This window comes from Nocardia asiatica NBRC 100129, assembly GCF_000308415.1.
Taxonomy (GTDB): Bacteria; Actinomycetota; Actinomycetes; order Mycobacteriales; family Mycobacteriaceae; genus Nocardia; species Nocardia asiatica.
In genome coordinates this window covers 1-10,789 of the sequence record NZ_BAFS01000403.1, presented here as the reverse complement: position 1 = coordinate 10,789, position 10,789 = coordinate 1, and the positions used below count along the sequence as shown (strand labels likewise).

At 67.4% G+C, this 10,789-nt stretch carries 10 protein-coding genes and 2 pseudogenes; 9 read left to right on the top strand and 3 right to left on the bottom strand.

The features are described from left to right. Window positions 1-157: 157 nt before the first annotated feature. The 4 genes from ON27_RS30415 (at window position 158) to ON27_RS30400 (ending at window position 4,514) form a co-directional block, all read left to right on the top strand. Window positions 158-1,810, top strand: a complete 1,653-nt coding sequence (locus ON27_RS30415) for a TnsB C-terminal domain-containing protein (protein WP_245560351.1) — start codon at window positions 158-160, stop codon at window positions 1,808-1,810. Continuing rightward, entirely contained in the window at window positions 1,807-2,718 is a 912-nt protein-coding gene (locus ON27_RS30410) for a TniB family NTP-binding protein (protein ID WP_043735446.1), read from the top strand. Before ON27_RS30415 ends, ON27_RS30410 begins: the two co-directional genes overlap by 4 nt. Further along, window positions 2,715-3,623, top strand: a complete 909-nt coding sequence (locus tag ON27_RS30405; RefSeq protein WP_051047130.1) for a TniQ family protein — start codon at window positions 2,715-2,717, stop codon at window positions 3,621-3,623. Before ON27_RS30410 ends, ON27_RS30405 begins: the two co-directional genes overlap by 4 nt. Before the next feature lie 183 nt (window positions 3,624-3,806). Then, window positions 3,807-4,514, top strand: coding sequence for a hypothetical protein (locus tag ON27_RS30400; protein WP_043735437.1), 708 nt, complete (start codon window positions 3,807-3,809; stop codon window positions 4,512-4,514). Window positions 4,515-4,799: 285 nt separating this feature from the next. Here the strand turns inward: ON27_RS30400 and ON27_RS30395 are convergent. The 3 genes and pseudogenes from ON27_RS30395 to ON27_RS30385 all read right to left on the bottom strand — a co-directional run bounded on the left by ON27_RS30395 (window position 4,800) and on the right by ON27_RS30385 (window position 7,716). Further along, window positions 4,800-6,387 (bottom strand): annotated as a pseudogene (locus ON27_RS30395) (multicopper oxidase family protein). Window positions 6,388-6,607: 220 nt separating this feature from the next. After that, window positions 6,608-7,027 carry a DUF6153 family protein gene (locus tag ON27_RS30390; RefSeq protein WP_043735435.1) on the bottom strand — a complete coding sequence of 140 codons (420 nt, stop codon included), beginning with the start codon at window positions 7,025-7,027 and terminating at the stop codon, window positions 6,608-6,610. 110 nt (window positions 7,028-7,137) lie between these two features. Then, entirely contained in the window at window positions 7,138-7,716 is a 579-nt protein-coding gene (locus tag ON27_RS30385) for a TetR/AcrR family transcriptional regulator (protein ID WP_043735432.1), read from the bottom strand. Window positions 7,717-7,882: 166 nt separating this feature from the next. On the opposite strand from ON27_RS30385, the gene ON27_RS30380 reads away from it, so the two are divergent. The 5 genes and pseudogenes from ON27_RS30380 to ON27_RS30360 all read left to right on the top strand — a co-directional run. Then, window positions 7,883-8,059 (top strand): hypothetical protein, encoded by a 177-nt coding sequence (locus ON27_RS30380; RefSeq protein WP_169334547.1) that lies wholly within the window; start codon window positions 7,883-7,885, stop codon window positions 8,057-8,059. Between the two features lie 2 nt (window positions 8,060-8,061). Beyond that, entirely contained in the window at window positions 8,062-8,592 is a 531-nt protein-coding gene (locus ON27_RS30375) for a hypothetical protein (RefSeq protein ID WP_043735441.1), read from the top strand. Between the two features lie 261 nt (window positions 8,593-8,853). Further along, complete coding sequence (gene lpqS, locus ON27_RS30370) at window positions 8,854-9,243, top strand: putative copper homeostasis (lipo)protein LpqS (RefSeq protein ID WP_043735427.1); 390 nt, start codon at window positions 8,854-8,856, stop codon at window positions 9,241-9,243. A 100-nt stretch (window positions 9,244-9,343) separates the two neighbouring features. Next, window positions 9,344-10,471, top strand: a complete 1,128-nt coding sequence (locus ON27_RS30365; protein ID WP_043735425.1) for a PLP-dependent cysteine synthase family protein — start codon at window positions 9,344-9,346, stop codon at window positions 10,469-10,471. 47 nt (window positions 10,472-10,518) lie between these two features. Beyond that, window positions 10,519-10,789: pseudogene (locus ON27_RS30360) on the top strand (MFS transporter); the annotation flags it as partial.

Sequence of the window (10,789 nt, the reverse complement as noted above, 5' to 3'; positions counted from 1 at the left end):
TGTGATTGTTCGAAGCCGTGTTCAGTACTGACCTGCGGGTTTGGTTCTGGTTGAAGAGGACTTCGGTCATCGGCGTGTCTCGAACTCGGGTTCAGTAGCGTGCTTGGCGCTCGTACTCGTCTTCAGTAAGGGACCAGGGATGGCTGGGGATTCGTCGGTGGCTGATCGGGGTGTGTTGACCGCGGAGGAGGCGCGCTGGCAGGTGGCGGTGCGGCGGGCGGAGGTGATCGGCCGTCTCGCGCGGTTGGATCGGGTGAGCGTGGCCGCCGCGGAGGAGGCTGCCGTCGATTTGGGGGTGACGCAGCGGCAGGTGTATGCGCTGGTGAAGCGGTGGCGGGCCGGTGAGGGGGTGGCGTCGGATCTGCTGCCGCGCCGGTCGTCGGGTGGCCGGGGTGGTGAGCGGCTGCCGGAGGAGGTGGAGGCGATTGTGCGGTCGGTGTTGCGGGCGCGGTATCTGACCCGGCAGCGGCGGTCGGTGGCGGTGATCTGCCGGGAGATCGATCGGGAGTGCAGGGTGCGGGGGTTGCGGCCGCCGTCGCGGTCGGCGGTGCAGCGTCGGATCGGCCGGTTGGATCCGGTGAAGGCTGTGGCGGCGCGGGAGGGCCAGGGCGCGGCTCGGTCCCGCAGGCCCGCCGGCGGGGTGGCGCAGCCGGTGACGGGGGTGTTGGAGCGGGTGCAGATCGATCACACTCCGGCGGATGTGATCGTGGTCGACGAGCATCACCGGCTGCCGATCGGGCGTCCGTATGTGACTGTGGCGATCGACGAGGCCACCAAGTGTGTGCCGGGGTTTGTGCTCACGTTGGAGGCGCCGTCGGCGACCTCGGTGGGGTTGTGTTTGGCGCATATGGCGATCGATAAACGCGCGTGGCTGGAGCGGATCGGGGTGGAGGCGGTGTGGCCGATGAGCGGTAAACCCGCTCATCTGTATACCGACAACGCGACGGAGTTCAAGAGCGAGGCCCTGCGGCGGGGTTGTGATCAGCACGGCATCGCGATCGGCTACCGCCCGCCGGGTGCCCCGCATTACGGCGGGGTCGTGGAACGCCTGGTCGGGACGATGATGCGGATGGTCCATGAGTTGCCGGGTACGACGTTTTCCGACACTCGCGAGCGCGGCGACTACGACAGCGACAAGCAGGCTGTTCTCACCCTGGCCGAGTTGCAACGCTGGATGGCCTTGGCCGTGGCCTGCTATCACGGTGAACCGCATGAGGGGTTGGGTGGCCGGACTCCGGGTGGGGTGTGGGCGGAGAAGGTGGCCGCTGAGGGTGCGCCGCCGATGGTGACGAACGAGACGGCGTTTCTGGTCGATTTCCTGCCGGTAGAACGCAGATCGTTGCGGCGCACCGGGTTCGTGCTCGATCACGTGCAGTACTACAGCGACGCGTTGAAGCCGTTGATCGCGCGGCGGGAGCAGTTGGGGAAGGTGGTGTTGCGTCGCGATCCGCGCGATATTTCCCGGGTCTGGGCGCTGCATCCGGAGACCGGTGAGTATCTGGAGGTGGGGTACCGGACGTGGTCGCGGCCGGCGATCAGCCTGTGGGAGCAGCGGGCGGCGGTGGCCCGGTTGCGGGAGCAGGGCCGCGCCGAGATCGATGAGAACGCGCTGTTCGCGATGGTCGAGCAGATGCGCCACATCACCGCCGAAGCGACCGCGACCAGCCGGCGAGCGCGCCGCAACACCGAACGCCGCAAGGCGACCCCGGCACGCAGACGGGCCCAGAGCTTGCCACCGGCACCACCACCGCCACCGGCGGCGGGTTCTGGGCCGGTGGTGGCGCCGTTCGAGGTGATCGAGCAGTGGTGAGCATCGGTGAACCCCTCGACCTGTCGCATCTGCATCCGTCGGCGCAGCGGCCGGCGATGTTGCCGGATGCCGAGCGGATCTCCTACGTGCGGGCGGATCGGTGGATCGGCTACACCCGCGCGATGCAGGCGTTGGCCCGGCTGGAGGGATTGCTGAGCATGCCCGGCAAGCAGCGGATGCCGAACCTGTTGCTGATCGGCGCGACGAACAACGGCAAGTCGATGATCATCGAGAAGTTCCGCCGCGACCACCCGCCGGTCTCACACGCCGATCGGGAGGAGATCCCGGTGCTGACTGTGCAGATGCCTTCGGAGCCGTCGGTGTCGCGGTTCTATGTCGCGGTGCTGGCCGCGCTCGGCGCGCCGATCCGGCCGCGGGCACCGCGGCTGGCCGAGCTGGAACAGTTGGTGCTGCGCCTGCTGCGGACCTGTGGTGTGCGGGTGCTGGTGATCGATGAGCTGCACAATGTGCTCGCCGGGCGGACAGACACGCGCCGGGAGTTTCTGAACGTGCTGCGGTTTCTGGGCAACGAGCTGCGGATCCCTTTGGTCGGTGTCGGTACCCGGGACGCCTATCTGGCGATCCGTTCCGATCCGCAGCTGGAGAATCGGTTCGCGCCGTTCACGCTGCCGTTGTGGGAGCCCGGGGACGAGGCGTGTGCGTTGCTGGCGAGTTTCGCGGCGTCGTTCCCGCTGCGGCGGTCCTCTTCGATCGCGACCGAGGAGATGTCGTCATATCTGCTCACCCGGTGTGAGGGCACGATCGGGGAGTTGACCGCGTTGCTGTCGGACGCGGCGATCGCGGCGATCGAGTCCGGGGAGGAGACGATCGACCAGCGCACTCTGCTGCTGGCGTCGTATGCGGGGCCGACCGAGCGGCGGCGGATGTTCGAACGTGAGCTGGCGTGAGCCCAGCGTCGCCGCGGCGGTGGCCGGTGCACCCGGGCCCGGGTGCGTTGGAGTCGTTGTCGTCGTGGCTGGACCGGCTCGCCCGCATCTACGGGGTGTCGGTGGCCGATCTGCTGGGCACGAATCTCGGTGTGCTGGTCGGTATCCGGAATGTTGTCGACACCGATCCGCCTCCGGCGGTGTTCACTGCGCTGGCCGAGCGCACCGGTGTGCCGGCGGGGCAGGTGCGGGCGATGACGCTGCCCGGGTGGGTGCCGTGGCTGTTCGACTCCTACCCGCTGCCCGAACGCGACGCCACCGACGGGTTCTACACCTATGTCCGCCAATATTCGGTGCTGCTGGCACCAGGAGAGGCGCCGCGTTTCGAGGTGACCCGGCGCCGCCGCTGGCGGGGCCCCTGGATTCCGCAGCACCCGTTGCGGAGATCGTGCCCGCAGTGCGCGGCCGGGCCCGACCCGGCCCGCGCGCTGATCTGGCAGTTGCCGCTCACGGTGACCTGCCTCGAACACTATTGCCGGCTGACACTGGACACCGAGACCTTCGCAGCCGAGGCGGCAGGCGAGCCCCACGAGGCGGTTCCGATCCGCGAACCAGTGACAACCCTGGACGGCTACACCCGTCAAGCCCTCCTCGATGCCGCGGTGAGGTTGCCGGGCCGCACGGTGCACGCCGGGGTGTGGTTTCGGCTGTTGCGTTGTCTGCTCGACGAACTCAGCCTCGCCGGATCTACTATTTCCCGCAGTTCGCAGCAGTTGCTCGAACAGATATGGGACGCGACCGGTGAACCGGTGCGGGCCGGGCTCACGGTGTGGCAGCCGTACGAGAATCTGGAATGGCCCATCCAGGACAAGCTGTCCGGCCAGAGTCCCCCGGGGCAGGATGCGCCGGTCGGCGGCCAGGGATAGGGCTGTCGCCCGTTTTCCGACAACCACTCTCTGAGCTGAACACGCTCCCCAACCAGGTTCGATCCGACTCCACTACATCAGTACGCATCTGGTTTGAGCTGTTTCAATTCATCGTTTGAAACCTGACTTTAATCGATGACATAGTGTTAAGACAGAACCAGGTTTACATGAGGGGTGTGCTGCATGGCTGTCCGGTTCAAGCTCGGTTACTACTCACCAGTCACCAATGATCCGCTGAATCGGGAGTACGTCGGCTACTTCCCGCGCATGACCGAAGATGAGGCATGGACAGCAGGCCGTGGCGTATGGAAGGCGAACAAGGACCGGCTGTCTCGGGAGAAATTCGCCCTGATCATCGGTAACGGTCGGGTTTGCGCAGCCGCCGAGATTCACGGCGTATCCGTGCATGAGGATCGGGTCGCCGTCGACGGTGAGGTGCTGCCCGAAGGTCACCCGGTCCGCGACGAGTGGATCGGCAAACCGGATCCGGTGGTCAACGCCTCGCAGAACCCGGTCGGCTACTGCGACCTGCCCGAGGAGGCCGAGTTCCGCGAAGGGCCCTGCGGCTGCGGCTGCGGTGAGATCTCGACGCGCGACTTCCTGCCCGGTCACGACGTGCGCGCCTTCCAGGACCGGGTGCGCAGGATGTTCGCCGGATCAGCGCTGGAGTTCTTTCGCTGGGTCGACCGCATCGGCGCCGAGCACGGTCTTCCGCTACTGGCCAATCCCACCGGTGGCGCGGCACTGCCCGACGAGCACCGCGAGCCGCCGAATCCGGACCCCGGTGAGCAGTCGCCGCACGACCCGGGAATCTCCTACGCCGCCCTGTCCGACTCTGGAGATTTGTTGTCCGGCAACGAATCTCGTGCGGGGAGCGGAGAGCCTGTCTGAGGATGTCCGGGGCGCTACGCAGGGACCACCGGCAGCTCAGTCGGCGGTCCCCGCAGGCCTGGGTCCGGCGGGTTGCCTCGCCGAATTGCTCGATGGCTTCGACGAGCCGGTTGTACCCCTTGCTTCAGCAATTCGAGGTCAGGGAGTGCCGGCCGGGGGTGCTGTCGGCCGGCACGCCACTGCGGTGCGCTTCCTGGATGCACCGGTTCCTCGCCGTGCGTCTGAAGCGCGGACTCTCGACCGGAACCGGGTTCGGCTCGTCATCGGGATGCTGGTTGTCGACTGTCAGCGCACGTAGGACACGACGCTCATCATTCCGGCCTCGCCGTGGTAGGCGTTGTGGCAGTGGACCATCCATTGTCCAGGGTTGTCGGCGTCGAAGTCGACCTCTACGGTCTGCATCGGCAGCACGATGGAGGTGTCCTTGCGTGGGCCGGTGCCCGCGGCGGTGACGACCTGGAAGGTATGACCGTGCAGATGCATGGGGGTGGAACATCATCGTCTTGTTGACCAACCGCAGCCGGACCCGTTGTCCCTCGGTCACATCGAGCATGCCGTGGTCGGGGAATGCCTTGCCGTTGATCGTCCAGAGGTACTTGGTCGTGTCGTTTTCGAGGGTGAGGTCGAGCGTGTTGTCCGGCGTTCGGTTCGGCAGGCGTACGGATTCGGCGCAGACCAGTCGGTCCGCGGTGAGCGGGGGAGCCGACAGTTCGGGCGGGCGGATGTCGGCGGGCGGCGGTGTGCCGCCGCCGGTGCGGATGAGGGCGAAGCCTTGGCCCGCTTTGCCTTCGGCGGAAGCGACCAGCGGGAACACCCCGTCGGCCAGTTCGACGACGGCGTCGTAGCGTTCGCCCATGCTGATGAGCAGGCTGGAGGTGGTGACCGGCTGCACCGGGAAGGCGTCGCTGTGGGTGACGCGCAGCTGGTGGCCGCCCACGGCGACGCGGAAGGCGGTATCGGAGGCGGCGTTGATGATCCGCAGCCGGATGCGCTGGCCGGGGCGGGCGGTGATCGTCACCGGATCGGCGCCGATCCGGCCGTTGATCAGATAGTGCGGATAGTCCCTCACGTCTCCGGTGTCGGAGCCGAGCGGGGCGTTGGGGTCGGTGGGCATCGCCATCGTGGACGATCCGCCCATGTTCATGCCGCCGTGGTTCATGCCGCCGTGGTTCATGCCGCCGTGGTTCGTGCCGCCCATGTCCATGCCAGACATGCCCTTGGCGCGCAGCTGATCCAGTTCGGTGTCCGGGGCGCGGCCGTTGACGCCGTCGAGCCAGTCGTCGAGCACCACGACGGCTTCCAGGTCGTAGTCCTTGCCGTCGGCGGGGTCCTCGATGATCAGCGGCGCGTACAGGCCACGGTCGAGCTGGACCCCGACGTGCGGGTGAAAGAAGTAGGTGCCGGGGTCCGGTGCGGTGAACTCGTAGCCGAACGTGGCGCCCGGCGCGATCGCCGGTTGTGTCACCTCGGGTGCGCCGTCCATATCGTTGCGCAACGCGATCCCGTGCCAGTGGACCGTCGACGGGGCGGGCAGTGCGTTGGTGAATTCGGCCCGCAGTACGTTTCCTTTGGTGATGCGGATTTCCTGGCCGGGCAATGTGCCACCGTAGGCCCAGGTCTGGACCCGCACGCCGCCGAGGTCGATGGTGGCGGGCTCGGCGCGCAGCCGCACCTGCCGTACAGCGGCACCGGCCGCCCGCCGCGTGTTCTCGGCCGCGCGGACCGCTTCGGAGTCCGGTTCGACGAGTGTGCGTGAAGCGGTGGAGTTCTTCGAGCATGCGGTGAGGACGGCGGCCGCGGTGACGCCGGTGCCGAGGGCGAGGAAGCCGCGGCGGGTCATCGGCGTCGAGTGGGGGAACTGACTGGAGGACATGGGTTTCTCCCTGGGAGTGAAGGATTCGGGGCACCGCGCCGCGGCGTCGGGGCGGCTTCCTGTGATCTGGTGCAGCCAGAGGGCCGCCGGCCGAATGCCCTTGAAGTGGCTTCGTGCCGCACCGGCTGTCGCTACCCACCCAGACGGCGGGCGTGTACACCGCGCGACTGGATTCCGGCAGCACCGCCGCTTCCTGGAATCGCGGAAGCGGCGGGTCCTGTCAGATCCGCAGAATCGATAGTTCAGCCAGAGAGGGGACCGCCCAGGGTGGTGGCCGTTCGCCGTGCGCACGCCAGTATCCCGTCGGCGGCATCGCGCCGATGCCGCGCGTGAGGTCTGCCCGGTACAGGAATACCAGGCCGATCGCCAGAGTCAGGATCGACACGATGAATACACAGGCGTGCACCGCCTGATGCCCGAGACCGTGATCACCGCCCACCATGGTTACCTCGTCGTGGTGGTGGGTCCTCACGGCTGTGACGGCGGGAGCAGAGGAGTCGGCGTGGTGCGCCCCGGACCGGAGCGTGTCGGACCCGCCGTGGAACCCGCTGGTATGCATGACGGTGATGCCGACAATCAGCACCAGCAGGCCGAGCACCCGGACTGACCGGGACGCACGCGACGGCTGGTGCTGCTGCATCACACCATCATCGTAGTGCCGGCATCGTCCTGCGCGAACCGCTACCCCCCGTGGGTAATCCTCGGGTGCCCGCTGCCTCGCTCGGCGACGAGGTCATGTGGGACCACGGTTCAGTCGTGGGGTCGCAGGCCGGCGAGAACGACCGCGACCAGCCGCGCCACCGCGTCCGCGGAGGGGAGCCGGTCGGCCGCGGCCAGGGCGTGCAGGCAGTACTCGGCCAACTCCTCGGGTGAGACATCGGTTCGGACCGAGCCCTCCGCGGCGGCGGCCGCGATCAGATCGACGATCATCGCCTTGAGGTGTTGCTCGGCGCGGGCGACGTGCCCGACGCGATGCACCATCCGGGCCACATCGGTCTCACGGTGCTCACGCGCGGCGAACGTCATCGACGCATACGCCCGCAACACCGCGTCGAGTCTGTCCGCGCCACCCTCGACCCGAGCGGGAATCTCGGCGAGCCGGCTCAGATGAGCGGAGACCTGCCGGTCGTGCCAGGCGATCAGAATGGCATCGACGTCCGGGAAGTACTTGTACAACGTCGCGCGCCCGATCCCGGCATCGTCGGCGATCTGCGCCATCGTCACCGCCCGCAGACCGTGCTCGCCCACCAATCCGGCTGTCGCGTCCAGGATCGCCTCACGCACCTGCACGCGATGGGTCTCGATCGTCGTGTTCCACAGCCTCGGCACCCACCCGAGTATACGCAACGACCAATCTATATACATGACGGCACTATCGAGACATTATGTATCGTAAAATTAGATACGTGCTCGCCGATGCTTCCAGGAGGTGGCCGCCATGGCCGACGCCCCGACCGATTCCCACCCATCCACATGGAGGCGAACACCGGTGTGGGTGAAGATGTTCGGAGCCGTGATCACCGCACTGGTCGTGGTGGTCGCGGTGATGATGCTGCTCGGCGGCGGCAGGCACGGTCCCGGCCGCCATCTGGACCCCGGCCACACCCCGCCGACCGGAACCAGCGGCATCCATCAGTCCGACCACCAGCAGCAGACGGGTCACACGCAGTGATCATGTCCCGGCGCACCCGCAAACTCGTGCTTACCGCGCACGTCGCCACCTCGGTCGGCTGGCTCGGCGCCGACTTGGTCGTGCTCGCCCTCGCGGTCGCGGTCGTCGCCAGCCGCGACCCGGACACGGTGCGCGGGGCCTACCTGGCGATGCAGGTGTCCGCCTGGACGGTGCTCGTGCCCCTGTCGGTCGCGTCGCTGGCGACCGGGATCGTCCAGTCACTCGGCACCACCTGGGGGCTGGTCCGGCACTACTGGGTGCTGATCAAACTCGTCCTCAACGTGGTCGCGACCGTCGTGCTACTGGCCTACACCCGGACGCTGGCCGAACTCGCCCGCATCGCCGCGCAACCGACCTGGAGCGACGACGACCTCACCGTGCTGCGCACCCCCACCGTCCTGATCCACAGCATCGGCGCGCTCATCCTGCTCGTCACCGCCACCGTCCTGGCGGTCTACAAGCCCGCGGGCGTCACCCCGTGGTGGCAGCGCCGCGCGCCCCTGCGAGCGGTGTCCGCCCGCGCGGCCCACTGAGATCCACCGACCCCGTTCCCCGACCGTCGGGCAGGCAACTCACCGCGGTAGATATACCCCCTAGGGGTATGATGGTTGTAGCGCAGATCCACTGAAGTCGGGAGAATGGTGGTGGAAATGAGGGTGGCCGAGCGACGAAGTCGCCTGGTCCGCGCGTCGTTGGGTCGCATCCGCGACTCGCGGCGTCAGATGTGGTTTCTTTGGTCCTGCTACAGTCGGCTCACTGTGAGGCTCATCGGTCGATTGCGACATGGTGGCTCCGTGGCGGCGCTGCTCGCCGCGGTGCTGCTGGTCGTGCCGATGGTCGACTGCTCGACGGCCCGAGCCCATGCACACACTCATGCATCGGTTCCGGCGGGGGTAGAGCATTTCGCGCACTCGATAAGTGATCACGCGAACGCCGTGGTCGTCGACGTGCGCGACGGTCACTGTGTGGCGCACGTCGATCACTGTGTCGCGAAGTCGGTGCTGCGCGCACCCGAGAATTTTGCGCCGCAGCATGTGCTGCTGTTCGCGCTGGCATCGGCGCTTGTTGTCGCTGTGGGCATTCGCGGGACCGCTGCGGGGGGTGTGCGTGGTCCGCCGATTGCGTGGGGGCCCATTGCCGGTGGCCGGGCCACTTTGACGCAGTTCTGTATCGCTCGACGCTGACAGGTCAGCGCCAGGCCGACGTTTGTCTGTCGGCCGGTGTCTGCTGCCTGCTCACGTCTACGCCGCCTATCAGGGCGGTTCGATACAGAAAGCGACAATCATGGACAAGGTCGTGCTCGATGCACTCACCGATCGGTCGGCGGCCCTGGTCGGCGCGCTGGCGGCTGCCCAGTATCCGCACTCGCTGATCGGCAACACGCCCGTGTTGTGGGTCGGTGCGCCGTTGGCACCCACAGGGCGCGGGTTCTGGGCCAAGCTCGAAGGATTCAATCCCGGCGGCATGAAGGACCGGCCCGCGCTGCATATGGTGCGCAAGGCCGAGCAACGCGGTGATCTGGCCCCGGGTGCGAGGATCATCGAATCCACCAGCGGCACCCTCGGGTTGGGGTTGGCGCTGGCGGGGATCGCCACTCATCATCCGGTGACAGTGGTGACCGATCCCGGTCTGGAGCCTATCGTCGCGCGAATGCTCACCGCGTACGGAACCCAGGTCGAGGTCGTGACCGAGCCCCACCCAACAGGTGGTTGGCAGCAGGTTCGCCGCGCTCGGGTCGCGCAACTGCTCGCAGGTGAACCCGATGCATGGTGCCCGGACCAGTACAGCAACCCCGACAACGTCGACAGCTATGAATCGCTCGCACTCGAGTTGGTCGAGCAGCTCGGCGGGGTGGATGTGCTGGTGTGCGCGGTCGGCACCGGCGGACACTCCGCGGGTGTCGCGCGGGTGCTGCGCCGGTTCAACCCGGATATGAAGCTGATCGGAGTCGACACCGTCGCCTCCACCATCTTCGGCCAGCCCGCGGGCCCGCGGTTGATGCGGGGGCTCGGATCGAGCATCTACCCGATCAATGTGGACTACGACGCCTTCGACGAGGTGCATTGGGTCGCGCCGTCAGAAGCGGTCTGGGCGTGCCGCACCCTGGCCGCGACCCATCACGCGACCGGCGGCTGGAGCGTCGGCGCCGTGGGTTTGGTCGCGGGATGGGCGGCTCGGACCCACGACGCCGACACCAGGATCGCGGCGGTCTTCCCCGACGGGCCCAACCGCTACTTCGACACCATCTACAACGACACCTATTGCGACGAGCACGGCCTGTTCGACGCGGATCCCCCGGTCGAACCGGACACGATCACCCATCCCGCCGAACGTGTGGTGCGGTCCTGGACCCGGTGCACCACCATCGTCGACCCGAGGCAGTTCATCCACGACCTGGAGCCGGCATCGTGACCGTGGTCGCGAAATTCCGCAGCTTCGATCCGGCTGCCAGGCTGTTGATGATCAACCAGTTCGGCATCAACCTCGGCTTCTACATGTTGATGCCGTATCTGGCCGGGTACCTGGCCGGGCCGCTCGGGTTGGCGGCCTGGGCAGTGGGGTTGGTGCTGGGCGTGCGGAACTTCTCCCAGCAGGGCATGTTCCTGATCGGCGGCACCCTCGCCGACCGACTCGGCTACAAGCCGCTGATCGTCGCGGGCTGTCTGCTGCGCACAGCTGGGTTCGCGCTTCTGGTGTTCGCCACCTCGCTGCCAGGACTGCTGATCGCCT